Origin of the sequence: Glacieibacterium frigidum, assembly GCF_007097155.1 — a bacterium.
GTDB classification, from domain to species: Bacteria; Pseudomonadota; Alphaproteobacteria; order Sphingomonadales; family Sphingomonadaceae; genus Glacieibacterium; species Glacieibacterium frigidum.
On sequence record NZ_VJWA01000001.1, the window covers coordinates 1,610,208 to 1,630,078 of the forward strand.

The following is a 19,871-nucleotide window of genomic DNA, read 5'->3' on the forward strand; positions in this document are numbered from 1 at the left end:
GGAGCGGTGGCCGAGTGGTTTAAGGCAGCGGTCTTGAAAACCGCCGTGGGGGCGACCTCACCGTGGGTTCGAATCCCACCTGCTCCGCCACACAAAAAAACTGCCGCCCCATGGGGACGGCAGCCTCTTCGATCATCTGCGCTGACGCAGACTAGATGTGATCGCCCGTCGCGCCTTCGACATCGCCCTTGATGTACTGCGCTTCGCCCTTCTTCTCCTGAAGTTCGCCTTCGCGCTTCAGGCTGGCGTCATTGGTCAGATCGCCGACGCCCTGCTTGATGTTGCCGATGGCCTCGTTGGTCATGCCCTTAACGTTCTCGGTAAACTCACCCACGCAACTCTCCCTCGTCTGAAGGCATCGACCGGGCGGTCGTGCTGATCCATTAACCCAGATCAACCCCGGGCGTTCCATGCGCGAAACTTCGGTGCGGTCATCATCGCGCCTGTCACAGCGCCGTCATTCGACGTAACTAAGGCCTGTTCACAGTTCACTAATCAGGGGCGTCCAATGACCACGACCGCGTTCAGCCTTGCCGGCGGCAATTTCTCCCAGGATTGGAGCAACATCGGGCTGATCACGGCCAACGACGTGTGGAGCGGCGTGCCGAGCATCGTCGGCTATCTGGGCAATGGCATCACGAGCTCGACGGGGGTCGATCCGCGCACCCTGACCGCCGCGACGCTGGGCGACGTCGACGTCATCGCCAACCAGACCAACACGACGATCAACAACGGCGGCGTCGCCGAGTTCGAGATCGCCAATCCGGTCGTTGCCCTGCAGGGGTCGGGCACCGCAAACGCGCCGTCGCTGGTCATCTATCTCGACGCGACGGGCCGCGAGAACTTGAACTTCAGCGTCAATATCCGCGACGTCGATGGCGGCAATGCCGATAATTCGATCCAGCAGGTCAATGTCCAGTACCGCCTCGGCGACAGCGGCGTGTGGACCAACCTGCCGGGCGGCTACATCGCCGACGCGACGACCGGCCCGAACGCCTCCACGCTGATCACCGCGCTCAACATCGCGCTGCCCGGCGACACCGCCAACGCGCCGCTCGTCGAGATCCGCATCATGACGACGAACGCGGCAGGTAACGACGAGTGGGTCGGCATCGACGACATCCTCGTCACCTCGACGCCTCAGGGTGCCGACACCGTCGCACCGCAGCTCGCCGCGTCGAATCCGACGACGCCGTCGGACAATGCCGTGGCGGTCGACGGTAACGTCAACCTGACGATCCGCTTCAACGAGGCGGTCAAGGCCGGCACCGGCAGCATCACGATCAGCGACGGCGGCAGCGACATCCGCGTCATCGACGTGACCGACACGACGCAGGTCAGCTTCAGCGGCTCGGTGCTGACGATCAACCCGGCCGCCGACCTGCTCGCCGGGCGCACGTACGACGTCACCTTCGGCAGCGGCGTGGTGCTCGACACCGCCAACAATGCGTTCGCGGGCATCGCGCAGGACGCCTTCGACTTCACCGTCTTCGATGCGTCGGCGATCCTGACGATCGGCGCGATCCAGGGCCTGGGCCACACCAGCGCCTATGCCGGCACGCGCGTCGTCACCGAGGGCGTCGTCACTGCGGTCGACACCAACGGCTTCTACATCCAGTCGGCCGATGGTGCCGGCGACGGCGACGTCCGCACGTCGGACGGCATTTTCGTGTTCACGAGCAGCGCGCCGACGGTCACTGCAGGCCAGCTGATCCGGGTCGACGGCAACGTCACCGAGTTCCGCCCCGGCACCGCGCCCGACAACGCCACCAACCTGACGATCACCGAGATCGTCGCGCCGACGGTCACCGTGCTCGGCACCGGCACCGCCACCGCCGTGCTGATCGGCACCGGCGGCCGCACCCCGCCGACGAGCGTCATCGATGACGACAATTTCAGCAGCTACGACGTCACCACCGACGGCATCGACTTCTACGAGTCACTGGAGGGACAGCTGGTCCGGATCGACAACCCGATGGTCGTCGGCCCCACCAACAACTTCCGCGAGACCTTCGTCGTCGTGTCCGACGGCGCCGGCGCGACGGGCATTTCGGAGCGCGGCGGCATCACTCTGTCGGCGGGCGACAACAACCCCGAGCGCATCCAGCTCGACGACGACACCGGCCTCTTCACGGGCTTCACCGGCAACTACACGATCGGCGACAAGCTGAGCGCGGTCACCGGCATCGTCAACTACGGCTTCGGCAGCTACGAAGTGCTGGTCACGCAGGCGGTGACCTTCCGCGAGGACGTGTCGCTCGGCCGCGAGCAGACCACGCTGGTTGGCGACGCCAGCCACCTGACGCTCGCCAGCTTCAACGTCGAGAACCTCGACCCGACCGACCCGCAGGAGAAGTTCGACCTGCTGGCGCTCGAGATCACCAGCGGGCTGAAGAATCCGGACATCATCGGCGTCCAGGAAATCCAGGATGCCGACGGTGCCGGCAACGGCGGCAACTTCTCGGGCGCGGCGACCGCCGCTAAGCTGATCGCCGCGATCAGCGCCGCGGGCGGGCCGACGTACAGCTATGTCGAGGTCGCGCCGACCGCGAACAACACCACCGGCGGCGAGCCGAACGGCAACATTCGCAACGGCTATCTCTACAACGATGCGCGCGTCGATTACGTCGAGGGCAGCGCCACGCTGCTCAACGACTCCGCCTTTAACGGCAGCCGCAAGCCGCTGATCGCCGACTTCACGTTCAACGGCCAGACGGTGACCCTGGTCAACATCCACAGCACCTCGCGCGGCGGGTCGGATCCGTTCTTCGGTAGCGTCCAGCCGCCCGCGCAGGCCGGCGAGACGGCGCGCAATGCGCAGGGTGCGGCGGTCAAGGCCTTCACCGACGGCGTGCTGGCGGCCGATCCGGGCGCGCGCCTCGCCGTGCTGGGCGATGCCAACGGCTATTATTTCGAGCAGTCGCTGAGCCAGCTGACCGCCGACGGCAAGCTTACCAACCTCTACTCGCTGCTGCCGGTCGAGGAGCGCTACTCGTACCTGTTCGAGGGCAATCTCCAGGCGTTCGACAACATCATCGTGTCCAACGCGCTGCTCGGCGGCGCGCAGTTCGATGTCGTGCACGAGAATTCGGAGCAGCTCGAGGCCGCCCAGCCGACCGACCATGACCAGCCGGTCGCCCGCCTACTGATCGCCGCGCCGAACACTGCGCCGGTCGCGGTCGCCGACGCGGTATCGGTTGCCGAGGATGCGTCGACCACCAATCTCGTGTCGCTGCTGCTGGCCAACGACGGCGACGTCGACTTCCCGGCGGGCGACTCGCTGACCATCGTCTCGGTCGGCACCAGCGCGACGCAGGGCAGCGTGCAGTTCGACCAGGCGACGCAGAGCCTGATCTACGTCGCCGATGCGGCCGCCTTCGACGCGTTGAACGCCGGCCAGACCGCCTCCGATACCTTCACCTACACGGTGCGCGACGAGGGCGGGCTGGAGAGCACGGCGACGGTCACGGTGACCGTGAACGGCGTCGACAACGACCCGATCATCGGCACGAACGGCGCCGATACGATCAACGGCACGGCGTTCGACGACCAGATCTTCGGGCTCGGCGGCGCCGACACGCTGCGCGGGCTCGGCGGTAACGACTATATCGACGGCGGCACCGGTCTCGACATCATCCAGGGCGGCGCGGGCAACAACATACTGCTGGGCGGCGAAGGCAACGACATCTTCGCGGGTGAAGCCACTCAGGGTGTCCACACGATCGACGGCAACGGCGGCGTCGACCTGTTCATGATCAACTCGTCCGGCGAGAAGGTCGTTGTCGACCTGCAGGCGGGCACGGTGACCGGCGGTTACGCCACCGGTTCGACGCTCGCATCGGTCGAGATGGCTCAGGCCGTGTCGCAGCTTGCCTCGCAGGTCGAAATCTACGGCAGCAGCATGGCCAACGTGGCGATCGGCGGCCGCGGCAACGATGTCCTCGATGGCCGCGGGGGCAACGACAAGCTGCTCGGCGGTCTCGGGGCCGACGTGCTGACCGGCGGCGCGGGCAACGACGTTTTCGTCTTCCGCATCGGCGATGCGCAGGGCGAAACCATCACCGACTTCGACGGCCGGGGCAACGCGGTCGGCGACACGCTGAGCTTCGAAGGCTTCGGCCCGGGCGCCTTCCTGACCAACGTCGGGACGGAATGGACGGTCCACTACGGCGCAAAGGTCGAGACCTTCACGCTGGTCGGCGTCACGAGCCTCGCCGCGAACGACGTCGTCTTCGGCTGATCGGCAGCGACCCCCGCGGCACCCGCCGCGGGGGTGTTACAGCGCGTCGAAGCGCGCCTTGACCTCGTCGGGCATGCGGACCTGCAGGACGACGGCGTCGTCCTCGTCGCGCCGCCCGACGACCTCGCCATGCTGGTGAAGCCACGCGGCACGGCGGCCGTCGCCCTGGCTCAGCCGGATTGCATGGACGCGCTGCGACGCCTGCAGCGTGCGGCTGATCAGGTGGGTCAGTTCATCGATGCCTTCCCCGTCGAGCGCCGAAACCGCGACCGCCGCATCGCCCGCGCCCGACAGGAGCGCGGCGCGCTGATCGGGTTCGAGCAGGTCGATCTTGTTGAGCGCAGTGATGATCGGGATCGCGATCTCGCCGTCGATCACGCCAAGGTCGCGCAGCACCGCCTCGACATCGCCGGCCTGCGCCGCGCTGTCGGGATGCGCGAGATCGCGGACATGGACGATGACGTCGGCCTCGAGCACCTCCTCCAGCGTCGCGCGGAAGGCGGCGACGAGCTGCGTCGGCAGTGACGACACGAAGCCGACGGTGTCTGAGACGATCGCCTTGTCGATCCCCGGCAGGGCGACCGCGCGCATCGTCGGGTCGAGCGTCGCAAACAGCAAATTCTCGGCCATAACCGTCGCGCCGGTCAGGCGGTTGAACAGCGTCGACTTGCCGGCATTGGTATAGCCGACCAGCGCAACGACCGGATACGGCGCCTTCTGCCGCCGCGCGCGGTGCAGGCCGCGTGTGCGCTTGACGTCTTCGAGGTCGCCTTTGAGCTTCGCCATGCGGTCGCGGATCTGCCGCCTGTCGGCCTCGATCTGCGTCTCGCCGGGGCCGCCCAAGAAGCCGAAGCCGCCGCGCTGCCGCTCGAGGTGGGTCCATGACCGAACCAGCCGGCTCGCCTGGTAGCTGAGGTGCGCGAGTTCGACCTGCAACGCACCTTCGGCGGTCGACGCGCGCTCGCCGAAGATCTCGAGGATCAGACCGGTGCGGTCGATGACCTTGGTCTTGAGTTCCTTCTCGAGGTTGCGCTGCTGAATCGGCGAGACGATGCCGTCGATCACCACCAGCTCGGCCTCGGTCGCCGCCACGTTTGCGGCCATGCGCTCGACCTGGCCCTTGCCGAACAACAGCCCGACCGACGCCTTGCGGATGCGGATGACCTCTTCGTGCACGACGTCGAGATAGATCGCGCGCGCCAGTCCGCTCGCCTCGGCGAGCCGCGCCTCGGGGTCGCGCGCCTCCCGGCCCTGCCCATCCTTGTGCGGCAGGACGACGACGGTGCGCGCACCGAAGCGCAGGCCCCGCTGGGCATCGAAGCCCGGTTGCGGGGCGTGGGTTTCAATCGTCAAGCGGGGTCAGCCTCGTCTTCCAGCTTCTCGGCATCGAACAACTGCACCGGCGACGCCGGCATCACGGTCGAGATCGCATGCTTGTAGACAAGCTGCGAATGCCCGTCGCGGCGCAGCAGCACCGAGAAATTGTCGAACCAGGTGATGACGCCCTGCAGCTTGACGCCGTTGACCAGAAACATCGTCACCGGGGTGCGCGTCTTACGCACGGCGTTGAGAAAAGTGTCTTGCAGGCTGTTGGCTTTTTCCGCCATGTCTCTTGTCCTTCTTGGCGGACTGCTCTGGCCCGCATGCTCGCAACCGTTGCCCGGCGTGGCGTGCCCGCTGCTGCGGACACAGCAAACCTAGGCACGCCGTTGCGGGTCGGCAAGGCGTACAACCCCAAGTCGTTACATGAAGGTCCCGAAAACCCCGCGCTGGCGTGCGGCCGCCGCCTTGGCGGGCAGGAACTCCCAGTGCCAGGGCTCGCTGCTGACGGTGCGGATGAAGCCGTGGGCGGTGGCATTGCCCTTCAGCCACTCGTAATCGCGGTTTCCGTCGCCGGGTTTGACGTCGAGGTCGAAGGCGATGCCGCTCTGGTGGTTCGACTTGCCGGGGGCGGCGGCGAGGTTGAAGCCCGCGAGGCCCCGCTTGTGCCCGTCGAACAGGTGCTGCTGCTCTGCGAAGGTGCGGAAGCCACTGTTCAGCCCGATCGACCGGCCGGCGGCGCGTGCGGCGGTGCACAGCGCGACGAAGGGCGCGCTGCTGTCCCTGGCGATGAATTCCAGCTCGCCCTTGGTGCCGACCACCCGCACCAGCGTCACCTGGCCGAGAAACACGCCCTTGCTCCACGCGGCATTCGGCCCGAAGCGGTTGCCGTTGGGCGGCGGGATTTCGCCGAGCGTCTCGGACAGGAACTTGCCGTGCAGATTGCCCGCCGAAGTCCAGCCGATCAGGGCGCCGGCAGTATCGGCGACCTCGACGAACAGGCTGACCGACTTGGCCCCGGTCGGCACGGCCTTGACCGTGCGCACCTCTACCTTGCTGCCATTGGGAATGGACCTGGGTCGGCCGTTGGCGCCAACGACGAACGTATCGAGGGCCGTGCCGACACGGAGGAGAGCGTCGTCGTTGTCGACCGTGAAGGGCCGGCCAAGATAGCTTTCACTCGCCATTGCGTCCTCCGTCGTTACGGGGACGATAGCAGGTTCCTCAGACCCTTGCGACGGGTCCGAAACTATTCGACGACGTCGACGTCTTCCTCGCCGTCGCCGACGCCGAGTGCCTTCAGCTTCCGGTGGAGCGCCGAGCGCTCCATGCCGATGAACGCTGCGGTGCGCGAGATATTGCCGGAGAAGCGTCGGATCTGCGCGCGCAGGTATTCGCGCTCAAACGCCTCGCGCGCCTCGCGCAGCGGCGTGCCCATGATCGAGCGCACCGCCTGGCCGGGCACCAGCTTCGACGGCTCGTTGGTCACTTCCTGGGGCAGCATGTCGATGTCGATGCGCGCCAGCCGCTCGGGGGATGCGAGGATCAGCGTGCGCTCGACGACGTTCCGCAGCTGGCGGACATTGCCCGGCCAGTTGTAGGTCTGCAGCGCGGCGACCGCGTCGTCGGACAACGACGGCGTCGCGACGCGGCGCTCGGCGGCATAGCGCGCGAGGAAATACATCACGAGCTCGGCGATATCCTCGCGCCGCTCGGTCAGCGACGGCAGGCGCACGGGCACGACGTTGAGGCGGTAATACAGGTCCTCGCGGAAGCGCCCCTCGACGATTTCGGCGGCGAGGTCGCGCGACGTCGCGCTGACGACGCGGACGTCGACCTTGACCCAGCGCGAGCCGCCGATGCGCTGGAAATTCTGCTCGGTCAGCACGCGCAGGATCTTCGCCTGCGTCGGCATCGGCATGTCGGCGACTTCGTCCAAGAACAGCGTGCCGCCATGCGCCTGCTCGAACAGGCCCGAGCGAACGACATGGCCGCCCTCCTCCTGCCCGAACAACTCCTCCTCGACCCGGTCGGGCGTCATCCGCGCCGCGCTCACCACGACGAAGGGCGCCGACGCACGTGGCGACCATTGGTGGAGCAGTCGCGCGGCAATCTCCTTGCCCGCACCCGCTGCACCGGTGATCAGCACGCGGCTGCCGGTGGCGGCGACGCGCTTGATCGTCGCGCGGACGCCGTTGATGACCGCCGAACTGCCGGTAAGCTCGGTTTCGACCCCGACGCGCTCGCGCAGCTCCTCGTTTTCGCGGCGCAGCCGGTCGGTCTGCGTCGCACGCTCGACGACGAGCAGCAGCTGCTCGGCGCGGAACGGCTTTTCGATGAAGTCGTACGCCCCGCGCTTGATCGCCGCGACCGCGGTCTCGATGTTGCCGTGGCCCGAGATGACGACGACGGGCAAAGTCGGGTCGCGGCGCTTGACCTCCTCGAGCAACTCGATGCCGTCGAGGCGCGAGCCCTGCAGCCAGATGTCGAGCACCAGCAGTGACGGGCGGCGTTCGGCCAGTGCGGCGAGCGCGGAATCGCTATCGTGCGCGGTGCGGGTGCCATAGCCCTCGTCGCCGAGCACGCCCGCGATCAGGTCGCGGATGTCGGCCTCGTCGTCGACCACCAGAATATCGAGTGCCATGCCTATCCTTGTGCTGCGCGCGGTTCGGCGACGTCGAGGTCGACGGCGCGCGTGTCGAAGCTGAGCCGCGCGACGGTGCCGCCACCGGGCGCATCGCTGAGGTCGAGCGTGCCGCCGTGTTCCTGCGCGATCTTCTTAACGATCGCGAGGCCGAGGCCGGTGCCCTTCAGCCGCGTCGTGACATAGGGCTCGGTCAGCCGGTCGCGCGCCTCGGGCAGGCCGCAACCGTTGTCGGTGACACGGATGGCGACGCGCTCGCCGCTCGCCTCGATCGCCAGCGAAATCAGGCCCTGCACCGAATTATCGGGTCGCGCTGCAATGGCTTCGGCGGCGTTCTTGATCAGATTCATCAGCGCCTGACCGATCTGGCGGCGGTCGCAGACAAGCTCGGGCAGCTGCGCCGGCAGCACCAGCCCGAAGCGGATGCCCGGGTAGGCGACCTCCTGCAGGAACACCGCTTGCTTGGCGATCTCGGCGAGGTTCTCGGGCCGGAACTCGGGCTTGGGCATCTGCGCGAAGCTGCTGAACTCGTCGACCATGCGGCGGAGATCGCCGACCTGGCGGACGATCGTGCCGGTCAGTGATGCGAACGTCTCCGGATCCTCGACGATCTGCTTCGCATACTTGCGCTGCAGCCGCTCGGCCGACAGCTGGATCGGGGTCAGCGGGTTCTTGATCTCGTGCGCGATGCGCCGCGCGACATCGGCCCAGGCGGCGCGGCGCTGATCCGCCAGCTGCGCCGAGATGTCGTCGAAGGTCAGCACATAGCTGCGTGCGCCCGCGCGCTCCGCTGCGATACGGACGCTGAGGGTCTGCGGCTCGGCGCCGCGGACAATGGTCACCTGCCCCGCCGCGATCCCCTGTGCCGCCGCCTCGTCGAGCAGGGTCGCGAGTTCGGGCACGGCTTCGGCGAGCGGCCGCCCGGCCAGTGCACCCTCGCTGGTCTCCAGCAGTTCGGCGGCGCTGCGGTTGGCGAGCTTGATGACGCCGCCGCCGTCGATCGAGATGACGCCCGCCGACACGCCCGACAGCACGGTCTCGGTGAACTGCCGTCGCTGCTCGGCCGAAGCGTTGGCGCTGACCAGCGCCTGCTGCTGCGCCTTCAGTTGCCCGGTCATCCGATTGAAGGCGCGCGCCAGCGTGCTGATCTCGTCGCCCGCACCGCGCACCGCGACCCGCGCATCGAGGTCGCCAGCGCCGACGCGCTCGGCCGCATGCGCGAGCTTGGCGATCGGCGTGACGAGGCGGTTCGCCAGCCACAGCGCGAACCAGATCGCCGCCGCGAGGATCAGCAGCGAGACGACCATCAGCATGATGTTGAAGCGCCATTTCAGCGCGCGGCTGCGGTCGGTCAGCGCCTTGTAGTCGGTCAGCGCGGTGCGCGTCCGCGCGACCTGCGCAAGCACCTGCGGGTCGACCTTGCGGCTGACATAGACATAGCGTTCGAGGACCGGGTCGATGCGCACCACCGCCTCGACGCGGTCGACCGCGCTGTCGACGACCCGCACCTCGCCGACGCGTGCGCCGGTCAGGTCGAGCCGCGCGATGCGCGCCGACAGCGGCTTCTCGTCCATGTTGACCCGCGCGAAGATCGGCCGCTCGGTGCCGCGCGAGGCGAACACCGCCGCCTCGGTCAGGTTGCGCGTCTTGACCTGGAAGACCAGGCCTTCGCGGAACACCGGCGTGCCGATGCCGTAATCGCGCGCGTAATTGTTGATGTCCCCCGCCATCGCGTCGATGTCCTCGACGATGCGGCGCTTGTTGTCGGCGACATAGGCCTGCGCAACCTGATCGGCATTGTCGAGAACGGTGCGGGCATTGTCCGAAAACCAGAACTGCGTGCCGAACTGGAACAGCAGCGACGCGAAGATCACGACGAGCAGGGTCGGGACCGCGGCGATCGCGGCGAACAGACCCACGAGGCGGATGTGCAGCTGCGCTCCCGCCGTGCCCTTCCGCCGGTTGGTCAGCAGGATCGCGACGCGACGCGCGATCAGCGTGATCAGCGCCATCAGCGGCACGAGATTGGCGACGAGCAGCAGCGTGACGAGCGGCGGCGAGAAGCCGGGACCGCGTTCGCCGGTCAGGATCGCATAGCTGCCGAACCCGAGCAGCACGACCAGTGCAGCGACGGCGAGTTCGAGGCGCGGGTAAAGGTCGACGCGGCTGACCCAACGGTTGAAGCGCCGCCGCTGATTGCGCCAGCGGCCCGGGGCCGGAAGGGTCGCGCCGTCTGCCATCCCCCCTGTCTTAGCCTAGTAGCGTGGCAAAAGGAACACAGTCGTTGCGCCCGCGCGACGATAATTGTTAGGATCGGCCTATGGCGTCGCAGGGGATCGTGTCGCTTCGCCCGCCGGGCACCCCGGCAAAGCGGGCTTCGGCGGCGCGAGCCTGACCCGAACCGCTCCCGCCGCTGCGGACACGAGACGCGACCAACCGTTACCGTGGTCCGCCCAAAATCGTGTGGCTTGATGGTCGAGGATCATCGCCGAAGTCTCCTGTTCGCGGGTCACCCTGCGCGCCGGAGCCACCGCCGCGCCAACCAAAGTGTCGACGGCTGCCATAAGCACAGCTTATGATCGAGTAATGCGCCGCCTGCCGCCTCTCGCCGCCGTCCGCGTCTTCGAGGCCGCCGCACGCCACGGCAATTTCATCACCGCCGCCGCCGAGCTGGGAATGACGCAAGCGGCCGTGAGCTATCAGATCCGCATGCTCGAGGAGCGGCTCGGCGTGCGTCTGTTCGATCGTGAGCGCGGGCGCGTCGTGGCTACCCCGGCGGCGCGCCGCGCGGCGGGGCTGGTCAGCACGGCGTTCGACGGGATCGCCGATGCGTTCGCGAGCGTCCGTGCGGACGACGATGCGGTGCTGCGCATCAGCTGCGCCAACACCTTTGCGATCAAGTGGCTGGCCCCGCACATCGGTGCGTTCCAGTTGCGTCATCCCGACCTCGCGGTGAGGATCGATGCCAACGATGCCGTGGTCGACTTTGCGCGCGACGATGCCGATGTCGGCGTGCGCGCCGGTGCCACGCTCGCACCCGGCCTGCACGGAGACGCGCTGTTCGACGTGCGGTTCACGCCGATGGCCTCCCCCGAATTTCTCGCCGCCCATCCACTCGCCGATCCCGCCGACCTGCAGACCGTGCCGCGCCTGACCCCCGAGGATGACTGGTGGCCCCTGTGGCTGGCCTGCGCCGGGGTCGAGGCGGCAGTCCCGGTCACGGGCGGTCTGCGTCTCGACTCGCAGGTCGTCGAGGCCAACGCCGCGATGGCGGGCGCGGGGGTTGCGCTGCTCAATCCCGAACTGTGGCGACGCGAACTCGATGAGGGGCGGCTGTTCGCGCCGTTCGCGCAAGTCGCCACCAACGGCTGGCGCTTCTGGCTCGTCTGCGCGGCAGCACGGCGCAACGTGCCGAAGATCCGCGCATTCCGCGAATGGCTTCTGGGCGAACTTGGCCGCTAAAGACGCCGCGCGGCGCTGGCGTCGAGCTTGTGATCGCCCAGCATCTTGCGCAGCGTATTGCGGTTGATGCCGAGCAGCTTTGCCGCGCGGATCTGGTTGCCACGCGTCGCGCTGAGCGCCTGGGTCAGCAGCGGGCGTTCGACCTCCGCCAAGATGCGGTCGTACAGCCCGTCGGGGGGCAGGTCGTCGCCGAAGATCGCGAAATAATCGGCGAGATGCGCCGCGACCGACGCCGCGAGGCCGCCATTGGTCGCCGGCAGCGCGACGGTGCCGGGACCGCGCAATTCGGCGGCGACGTCGCTCGCGTCGATCCGCTCGGCACTGGTCAGCGCAGCAAGGCGGCGCATCAGGTTTTCGAGCTCGCGGACATTGCCCGGCCAGGCGTGCAGGCCGAGCACCTCGATCGCCCCGGCATCGAGCGCCTTGCGCGGCAGGCCGTCGGCGGCGGCGCGGTCGAGGAAGTGGCGCGCGAGGATCGCGATGTCGCCGCCACGCTCGCGCAGCGCGGGAAGATGCAGCGGCACGACGTTCAAACGATAGAATAAGTCCTCGCGAAACTGGCCGCCTGCGATGCGCTTGGCGAGGTCCTGGTTGGTCGCCGAGATGATCCGCACGTCGGCACGGATCGTCCGGTTGCCACCGACCGTGGTGAAGTCCCCCGACTGGAGAACGCGCAGCAGGCGCGTCTGTGCGTCCGCAGGCATGTCGCCGATCTCGTCGAGGAACAGCGTACCGCCCTGCGCCTGCTCGAAGCGCCCGGTGACGCGCGCCGCGGCGCCTGTGAACGCGCCACGCTCATGGCCGAACAGCTCGGTCTCGATCAGTTCGCGCGGGATTGCCGCCATGTTGAGCGCGACGAACGGCCCAGCGCGGCGCGGGCCCAGGTCGTGCAGCGCGCGCGCCACCAGCTCCTTGCCGGTGCCCGACTCCCCCAGGATCATCACGCTGAGGTCGGTCGGCACGACGCGCGCGATGATGCGATACACCGCCTGCATCGCCGGCGAGCGGCCGATCAGCGGCAGGTCGTCGCCCGGCAACACGGCGGCCTCGGGCACATGGCCGCTCGCCGCCAGCGCGCTCGCGACGGCGCGGGCGAGCGCATCGATGTCGAACGGTTTGGGCAGATAGTCGAACGCCCCCTGCTCGGTGGCGCGCACCGCGGTGCTCAGCGTGTTCTGCGCGCTCATCACGATCACCGGCAGGCCGGGACGGCGCGCGAGCAGGCGCGGGATCGCGTCGAGACCGTCGGCATCGGGCAGGATGACGTCGGTAACAACGACGTCGCCCTCGCCCGCATCGACCAGTGCCCACAACGCCGCGACCGAGTCGCAGGTCTTCACGACATGGCCCGCGCGGGTCAGCGCCTGGCGCACGACGGTGCGGATCGCTGCGTCGTCGTCGGCGACGAGAATGGTCGCGGTCACTTGGCCACCGGCAGCAGGACGCGGAACACCGTGCGATCGTTCTCGCGGCCGTATTCGACGATGCCGCCGTGATCGCCGACAATCTTGGCGACGAGCGCCAGCCCCAGGCCGCGGCCGCCGGGCTTGCTGGTCACGAACGGATCGAACAGATGGTCGGCGATGTCGCGCGGCGCGCCGGGACCGGTGTCGATCACGCACACCTCGATGGGCAGCGACACCTTGCGCGGCGATCCCGGCGTGGCGACGAACAGCCCATGGCGGAAGGCCGTGGTCAGCTGGATCTTGCCTTGCGAACCAGCGGCTTCGACGGCGTTCTTGAGCAGGTTTAGGAAGACCTGGACGAGGCTGTCGCGGTGCGCCGCGACCAGCGGCAGCGAGGGGTCATAGGCCTCGGCGATGCGGACGCCGCGGGCGAAACCCTGCTCGGCGAGCTTGCGGACATGGCCGAGCACGGCGTGGATGTTCTCGGGCGCGTGCGGCAGCGCGCGGGTGTCGGTGAAGCCCTCCATGCGGTCGACGAGGTCGCGGATGCGGTCGACCTCGACGCAGATCAGGTCGGTCAGCTCGGCGGTGTCGGGGTCGGCGCCCTGCGCGATCAACTGCGCGGCCCCCTTTATCCCCGACAGCGGGTTCTTGATCTCGTGCGCCAGCATCGCCGCGACCCCGGTCGCCGAGCGTGCCGCGCCGCGGTGCACCGCCTGCCGCTCGACGAGCGACGCCACCGACCGGGTCTGCAGCGTCAGCACCAGCGCCCCCGGCGCGTCCGCCAGCGGCGCGATCAGCAGGTCGGCGCGCACCGTGCGCGCGCCGGGAAAGCCGATCTCGACATCGAAGGCGCTGTGCCGCCCGCCCTGCGCACGGGCGTGCACCAGCAGATCCGCGACCGCCGCGTCGTCGACCGTCAGCCCGGCCAAGCCGCGATCCGCGAGCATCGCCGCGCTGGTGTTGAGCATGCTCTCCGCCGCCGGATTGACGAGCAGCGGCAGGTCCATCGCATCGAGCGCGACGACGGGCACCGGCAGCGCCGTGACAAGGTCGAGCGACGGCGCTGGCGGTATCGGGCGCAGCCGGCGCAGCGCAGCGAGGCTCACGCGGCGAGGCTCAGCGGTGCATCGATCAGCGGGGCGTAGAACGCCTCCAGCATGTCGAGCACCGTCGCGGCGCTCGCCTGCTGGTTGACGGCGTTGCGGAACTCGGCCGAGCCGGTCAGCCCCTTGGTGTACCAGCCGAGGTGCTTGCGCGCCATATTGACCCCGATCTCGTTGCCGTAAAGGTCGAGCATCGCGCGGTAATGCTCGACGATCACGGCATATTGTTCAGCGAGGCTGGGGTCGGCGAGGCGGCGGCCCTGCGTCAGCCACGCGATCGCCTGGCCCAGCAGCCACGGCTTTCCGTACGCGCCGCGTCCGATCATCACGCCGTCGGCACCCGACTGGTCGAGTGCCGCATCGACGTCGTCCAAGGTGCAGATATCGCCGTTGACGATCACCGGCAGGCGCACCGCGTCCTTGACCTTGCGGACGAACGCCCAGTCGGCACTGCCCTTGTAGAGCTGGCACCGCGTCCGCCCATGAACGACGATCAGCTGGATGCCCAGATCCTCTGCGATGCGCGCGAGTTCGGGGGCGTTGAGGCTCGAATGATCCCAGCCCATGCGCATCTTGAGCGTCACCGGCACGTCGACCGCCTTGACCGTCGCCTCGATCAGGCGCGCCGCGAGCGGCAGGTCGCGCATCAACGCCGACCCCGCGTCGCCGTTGACGACCTTCTTGACCGGGCAGCCCATGTTGATGTCGATGATCGCCGCGCCGCGGTCGGCATTGAGCTTCGCCGCCTCGGCCATGACCTCCGGGTCGCAGCCCGCGAGCTGCATCGACACCGGCTCCTCGCTCGGGTGCCACGCGCATTTCTGGATCGACTGGCGCGTTTCGCGGACCATCGCCTGGCTCGCGATCATCTCGGTGACCGTCAGCCCGGCGCCGTAGCGCTTGACGATGGTGCGGAACGGCAGGTCGGTCACGCCAGTCATCGGCGCGAGCAGCACCGGCTGCGCGATGGTCAGCGGACCGATCTGGATGGGGCCGAAGTTCTTCACGTCGAATTGCCTAAATTACAGGCAGCGAGCCATGCCGGATTTGCCCCTGTTCGGCAAGTCGCGCGCGGGCTAAGCGCGGCCCATGACAGTCCATGGCCTGATCGTCGCCGCCGGCCGCGGCCACCGCGCGGGCGAGGGCCTGCCCAAGCAGTATCGCCGGATCGGCGGCAAGCCAGTGCTGCGCCATGCCGTCGAAGGGCTGCGGGGGGTTGTTGATGCGGTGTCGGTCGTGATCCACCCCGACGACGCCGCGCTGTACGCCGACGCCGTCGCGGGCCTCGATCTCAGACCTTGGGCAGCGGGCGGCGCGACGCGGCAGGAGTCGGTGCGGCTGGGGCTCGAGGCGCTGGCGGGCGATACCCCCGCGCGGGTGCTGATCCACGACGCGGCGCGCGCCTTCATGCCGGGCGAAGCGATGCGGCGGGTGGTTACCGCGCTCGACCACGCACCGGGGGCGTGCCCTGCCCTGCCCGTCACTGATTCCCTGCGCAGCGGCGGCACTCACGTCGAGGGCGAGGTGTCGCGCGACGGCCTGCACCGCGTGCAGACCCCGCAGGGGTTCGACTATGCCGCAATCCGCGCCGCGCACGGCAGCGCGCCCGCCGGCTGCACCGACGATGTCGCGGTGGCGCGCGCCGCCGGCCTCGCGGTGGCGCTCGTCCCCGGCGACGAGCGCGGCTTCAAGTTGACCACGCCCGAGGATTTCGTGCGGGCCGAGGCGATGATCGGCGGCGTGTCGCGCTCGGCTCAGGGCTACGACGTCCACCGCTTCGGCCCCGGCGACCATGTCTGGCTGTGCGGCGTCCAGATTCCCCACAGCCACGGCCTGATCGGCCACAGCGACGCCGACGCCGGGCTGCACGCGCTGACCGACGCACTGCTCAGCACGATCGGGGCGGGCGACATCGGCGACCATTTCCCGCCGAGCGATCCGCAATGGCGGGGGGCGTCATCTGACCGCTTCCTCGTCCATGCCGCACAACTGATCGCCGCGCGCGGCGGGATCATCGATCATGTCGACGTCACGCTGATCTGCGAGGCACCCAAGATCGGGCCGCACCGGGCCGCAATGCGCGCGCGGCTGGCGGAACTTCTCGGGCTCGCCAGCGATCAGGTCAGCGTCAAGGCGACGACGACCGAGGGGCTCGGCTTCACCGGCCGGCGCGAGGGCCTTGCGGCATCGGCGATGGCGACGGTGCGGGTTGCGAGGAGTTCGGCATGAAGATCCTGATTGGCGCCGTGGTCGCTGCCGCGCTGGCCCTGCCCTCGGCGGCTTCGGCGATCTGCTTCACCCGGCCCCAGATGCGCGCCGTCGCCGCCGTCGCTGCGGGCCCGCTGGTCGCCAACGTCGTGGCACGCTGCGCGAGCTTCCCCGGCGGCGCCCCCAACCTGACCGCGGCGCGCCCGTCGCTCGCGGGGCGTTTCCGCGGCGAGGCGGCTGCGGCCGCCGCGATCGTCGCGCCGGCGATTTCGCAGCTGCTCGGCCAGCCCGAGACCGACCCGCAGCGCCTCGTCGCCGCGGTCACGCCCTTCCTCGACCTGATGCTCAGCACGCAGGTCGCCAAGCTCGGCGAGCGCACCTGCCGCAACATCGACGACATGGCCGTCGCGGTGCTGCCGCTCAGCGACCGGCAGGTCGTGGATATCTTGGGGGCGGCGCTGGTCGCCGGCGCGCGCGACCGCCCGTCGCTGCAATTCTCGCTGTGCGAAGACGATCGCCGATGATCGACGACGAGCTGCTGGCCCGCGCGCAGGCGGTCATCGACGCGAACCGCGCGATCGGGCGCACGGTCGCGCTCGCTGAATCCTGCACCGGCGGACTGGTCGCGGCCGCGCTGACAGAGATCCCGGGCGCCTCGGAGGTCTTCGAGCGCGGCTTCGTCACCTACTCGAACGAAGCCAAGATGGAGAGCATCGGGGTCAACCAGGACATCCTCGAGACCTTCGGCGCGGTGTCTGTGGCGGTCGCCTGGGCAATGGCGCAGGGTGCCCTCAAGCACAGCCACGCCGACCTCGCCGTCGCGATCACGGGGATCGCCGGGCCCGGCGGCGGGTCGGAAAAAAAGCCCGTCGGCACGGTCGTCTTCGCGTGCGCGACGCGCGGCGAGGACGAGAGCCATGTGGTGGCCGACACGCACTGTTTCGGCGATCTCGGCCGGCGCGAAATCCGCCGCCAGGCGGCGCTGGTCGCGCTTGGGCTCCTGATGCCCGACTGAGTGTCGCAGCAGGCGAAATTTTTTCCGTTACGCCGCTACACAACGTAGAATATTATCAAGAGTTAAGTACTGGCCATGTGATGCCATGCAAAGGTACGCCATGACACACGACGAACCCCATCAGTGGCGCACCGAGCATCTGCATCTCGCGATCGTTGCGGCCGGCGTTTCGCTATGGGCTTGGAATGTCGATACCGACCAGTTCACCATGGACGAGCGCGGCTTCGAGCTCTGGGGCTTGTCATGGACCGAGAGGGTCACGTTCGAGAAGCTGTCGGCGCATATTCATCCCGCGGATCGCGACCGGGTACGCGCCGCCTTTGCCGCGACGCGTGTCGTGCTGGGCTCGTACGAAACCGACTTCCGCATTCTCGTCGGCAAGGAGGTCCGCTGGATCGCCGCACGCGGCAAGGGCGAGGATGTCGGAATGGTGGGCCGGACGATGTTCGGCATCTTCCTCGACGTCACCGGCCGCAAGCAGGCCGAGGAAGGCAACGAGCTGCTTGCCGGCGAGATGAGCCACCGCGTCAAGAACCTGCTCGCGATCGCCTCGGGCCTGACCCAGATCACCTCGCGCTCGGCGACGACGACCGAGGAGATGGCGACCGAACTGACCTCGCGGCTGGCCGCGCTCGGCCGTGCGCACGACCTGGTGCGGCCGCTGCCCAACGGCCAGGGCGACGCCGCGCTGCTCGGCGACCTGTTGTCGGTGCTGCTTGCCCCATACGACAGTCTCGGTGCATTCGAAGGGCGCATCCGCGTCGCGGTCGAGCGCTGCGGCGTCGGCGAGAAGGCCGCGACTTCGCTTGCGCTGGTGGTTCACGAACTGGCAACCAACTCGCTGAAATACGGCTCGCTGTCGCACTCGGAGGGCACGCTCGACGTGTCGAGTACAAGCAAGCCCGACACGATCATCCTCACCTGGCTGGAACGCGGCGGTCCCAAGATCGAGGAGCCGAAGGGCCTGGCCGGTTACGGCAGCAAGCTCGTCCAGCGCAGCGTCACCGGAGCCCTGAAGGGCAAGATCGACTATGAATGGAGCGAGGGCGGGTTGATCGCGACGCTGTGCGTCGACCGCTCGACCCTGCTAACCTGACGCCGGGATCGCGCCGCCGGGCACGCCATACACCGCGCGAGCCCGCGCCTCGAAGCTGGCGACCATGCGCCGGAACGCCTCGCCGAAGAAGGCGCCCGCCAACCGCTCGAACAGGAAGTTGCGGAACTCGAAGTCGACCGTGAAGTCGATCTCGCAACCCTTGGGCGTGTCGCGGAAGACCCAGTCGTTCTTGAGATAGCGCAGCGGCCCCGAAATATAGTCGACGTGGATGCGCGACGGGCGGTCGAGCGTCACGCGGCTGGTGAAGCGCTCGCGCACCATCTTGAAGCCGACGACCAGCTCCGCCGTCACGACGTTCGCCTCGCGGCCCAGCACGCGGGTCGCCTGGATCCACGGCAGGAACTCGTCGTAGCGGTCGACGTCGGCCACCAGGTCGAACATCTGCGCGGCGCTGTACGGCAGCGCGCGCGTCTCGCTATGCTTGGGCATGGCTGGCCAGCGTGCGGTCGCGCGCCGCCTTCATCACCGCGAAGTCGGCGCCGGCATGATAGCTCGACCGCGTCAGCGGCGATGCTGCGACCTGCAGGAAGCCCTTGGCGCGCGCGATCGCCGCATAGGCCGCGAAGGTCGCGGGCGGCACGAACTCGTGCACCTTGGCGTGGCGCGGGGTCGGCTGGAGATACTGGCCGCAGGTCAGGAAATCGACGCCCGCCGAGCGCATGTCGTCCATCACCTGGTGCATCTCGAGCCGCTCCTCGCCCAGCCCGACCATCAGGCCCGACTTGGTGAAGATCGACGGGTCGAGCCGCTTGACGCTCTCCAACAGTCGCAGCGACGCATAGTAGCGCGCTCCCGGCCGGATCGTCGGGTACAGGCGAGGTACGGTCTCGAGGTTGTGGTTATAGACGTCGGGCCGGGCGTCGACGATGCGCGCCACCGCGGTCTCCGCCTTGTTGCGGAAGTCGGGCGTCAGGATCTCGATCGTCGTGCGCGGGGCGCGCTTGCGCAGTTCCTGGATTACGCGGACGAATTGCGTCGCGCCGCCGTCCGCCAGATCGTCACGATCGACCGAAGTGATGACGATATGTTCGAGCCCCAGCTCGCCCGCCGCTTCGGCGACGCGCACCGGCTCCATGATATCCACCGGCTGCGGCATGCCCGTCTTGACGTTGCAGAAGGCGCACGCACGCGTGCAGGTGTCGCCCAGGATCATCACCGTCGCATGCTTCTGCGTCCAGCACTCGCCGATGTTGGGGCAAGCGGCCTCCTCGCACACGGTGACGAGGCCCAGACGGCGCATCAATTGCCGCGTCTCGGCGAAGCCCGCGGAGGTCGGGGCGCGGACGCGCAGCCAGTCGGGCTTGCGAACGCGCTGCGGTGCGATGTCGGTCATGCGGCGTCAGATAGCGACTG

The 19,871-nt window shown here is 68.5% G+C and carries 16 protein-coding genes, 1 tRNA gene and 1 pseudogene; 7 read left to right on the forward strand and 11 right to left on the reverse strand.

Going from position 1 to position 19,871, the window contains the following annotated elements; genetic code table 11:
- Positions 1 to 90: transfer RNA gene (locus FMM06_RS07710), tRNA-Ser, on the forward strand.
- A gap of 61 nt (positions 91 to 151) precedes the next feature.
- On the opposite strand, the gene FMM06_RS07715 is transcribed toward FMM06_RS07710, so the two are convergent.
- Entirely contained in the window at positions 152 to 334 is a 183-nt protein-coding gene (locus tag FMM06_RS07715) for a CsbD family protein (protein ID WP_207790254.1), read from the reverse strand.
- A gap of 174 nt (positions 335 to 508) precedes the next feature.
- Here FMM06_RS07715 and FMM06_RS07720 point away from each other — a divergent pair, with 174 nt between their 5' ends.
- Entirely contained in the window at positions 509 to 4,240 is a 3,732-nt protein-coding gene (locus tag FMM06_RS07720) for an Ig-like domain-containing protein (protein ID WP_144236687.1), read from the forward strand.
- A gap of 36 nt (positions 4,241 to 4,276) precedes the next feature.
- On the opposite strand, the gene hflX is transcribed toward FMM06_RS07720, so the two are convergent.
- The 5 genes and pseudogenes from hflX to FMM06_RS07745 form a co-directional block, all read right to left on the reverse strand.
- Complete coding sequence (gene hflX / locus FMM06_RS07725; protein ID WP_407925189.1) at positions 4,277 to 5,593, reverse strand: GTPase HflX; 1,317 nt, start codon at positions 5,591 to 5,593, stop codon at positions 4,277 to 4,279.
- Between the two features lie 20 nt (positions 5,594 to 5,613).
- Positions 5,614 to 5,847, reverse strand: a pseudogene (gene hfq, locus FMM06_RS07730) (RNA chaperone Hfq); the annotation flags it as partial.
- 135 nt (positions 5,848 to 5,982) lie between these two features.
- Positions 5,983 to 6,747 (reverse strand): M15 family metallopeptidase, encoded by a 765-nt coding sequence (locus tag FMM06_RS07735; protein WP_144236689.1) that lies wholly within the window; start codon positions 6,745 to 6,747, stop codon positions 5,983 to 5,985.
- Between the two features lie 62 nt (positions 6,748 to 6,809).
- Entirely contained in the window at positions 6,810 to 8,204 is a 1,395-nt protein-coding gene (gene ntrX, locus FMM06_RS07740) for a nitrogen assimilation response regulator NtrX (protein WP_144236690.1), read from the reverse strand.
- Between the two features lie 2 nt (positions 8,205 to 8,206).
- Positions 8,207 to 10,444: a sensor histidine kinase gene (locus FMM06_RS07745; protein WP_144236691.1), complete on the reverse strand. Its 2,238-nt coding sequence runs from the start codon at positions 10,442 to 10,444 to the stop codon at positions 8,207 to 8,209.
- A 346-nt stretch (positions 10,445 to 10,790) separates the two neighbouring features.
- Here FMM06_RS07745 and FMM06_RS07750 point away from each other — a divergent pair, with 346 nt between their 5' ends.
- Positions 10,791 to 11,666: a LysR substrate-binding domain-containing protein gene (locus FMM06_RS07750; RefSeq protein ID WP_144236692.1), complete on the forward strand. Its 876-nt coding sequence runs from the start codon at positions 10,791 to 10,793 to the stop codon at positions 11,664 to 11,666.
- Here the strand turns inward: FMM06_RS07750 and ntrC are convergent.
- The 3 genes from ntrC to dusB are packed head-to-tail and all read right to left on the reverse strand — an operon-like array spanning position 11,663 to position 15,185.
- Entirely contained in the window at positions 11,663 to 13,090 is a 1,428-nt protein-coding gene (ntrC, locus tag FMM06_RS07755; RefSeq protein ID WP_144236693.1) for a nitrogen regulation protein NR(I), read from the reverse strand. The two genes, FMM06_RS07750 and ntrC, sit on opposite strands and share 4 nt — an antisense overlap.
- A complete protein-coding gene (locus FMM06_RS07760) occupies positions 13,087 to 14,181 on the reverse strand; it encodes a two-component system sensor histidine kinase NtrB (RefSeq protein WP_235889146.1) in 1,095 nt (364 codons plus the stop codon). The genes ntrC and FMM06_RS07760 overlap by 4 nt, the downstream gene beginning before the upstream one ends.
- The gene (gene dusB / locus FMM06_RS07765) at positions 14,178 to 15,185 is read right to left on the reverse strand and encodes a tRNA dihydrouridine synthase DusB (protein ID WP_144236694.1); all 1,008 of its coding nucleotides are present in this window, start codon (positions 15,183 to 15,185) and stop codon (positions 14,178 to 14,180) included. The genes FMM06_RS07760 and dusB overlap by 4 nt, the downstream gene beginning before the upstream one ends.
- A gap of 82 nt (positions 15,186 to 15,267) precedes the next feature.
- Between dusB and FMM06_RS07770 the strand changes: the two genes are divergently transcribed.
- The 4 genes from FMM06_RS07770 to FMM06_RS07785 all read left to right on the forward strand — a co-directional run bounded on the left by FMM06_RS07770 (position 15,268) and on the right by FMM06_RS07785 (position 18,497).
- Positions 15,268 to 16,407, forward strand: coding sequence for a bifunctional 2-C-methyl-D-erythritol 4-phosphate cytidylyltransferase/2-C-methyl-D-erythritol 2,4-cyclodiphosphate synthase (locus FMM06_RS07770; RefSeq protein WP_144236695.1), 1,140 nt, complete (start codon positions 15,268 to 15,270; stop codon positions 16,405 to 16,407).
- On the forward strand, positions 16,404 to 16,910 hold the full coding sequence (locus FMM06_RS07775) for a hypothetical protein (protein WP_144236696.1): 507 nt from the start codon (positions 16,404 to 16,406) through the stop codon (positions 16,908 to 16,910). The genes FMM06_RS07770 and FMM06_RS07775 overlap by 4 nt, the downstream gene beginning before the upstream one ends.
- On the forward strand, positions 16,907 to 17,401 hold the full coding sequence (locus tag FMM06_RS07780) for a CinA family protein (RefSeq protein ID WP_144236697.1): 495 nt from the start codon (positions 16,907 to 16,909) through the stop codon (positions 17,399 to 17,401). Before FMM06_RS07775 ends, FMM06_RS07780 begins: the two co-directional genes overlap by 4 nt.
- A gap of 100 nt (positions 17,402 to 17,501) precedes the next feature.
- Positions 17,502 to 18,497: a sensor histidine kinase gene (locus FMM06_RS07785; protein WP_144236698.1), complete on the forward strand. Its 996-nt coding sequence runs from the start codon at positions 17,502 to 17,504 to the stop codon at positions 18,495 to 18,497.
- Here FMM06_RS07785 and FMM06_RS07790 read toward each other — a convergent pair.
- Together FMM06_RS07790 and lipA are read right to left on the reverse strand one after the other, a co-directional pair.
- A complete protein-coding gene (locus FMM06_RS07790) occupies positions 18,489 to 18,947 on the reverse strand; it encodes a type II toxin-antitoxin system RatA family toxin (protein ID WP_144236699.1) in 459 nt (152 codons plus the stop codon). The two genes, FMM06_RS07785 and FMM06_RS07790, sit on opposite strands and share 9 nt — an antisense overlap.
- Positions 18,934 to 19,851 (reverse strand): lipoyl synthase, encoded by a 918-nt coding sequence (gene lipA, locus FMM06_RS07795; RefSeq protein WP_144236700.1) that lies wholly within the window; start codon positions 19,849 to 19,851, stop codon positions 18,934 to 18,936. The genes FMM06_RS07790 and lipA overlap by 14 nt, the downstream gene beginning before the upstream one ends.
- Positions 19,852 to 19,871: the final 20 nt, after the last annotated feature.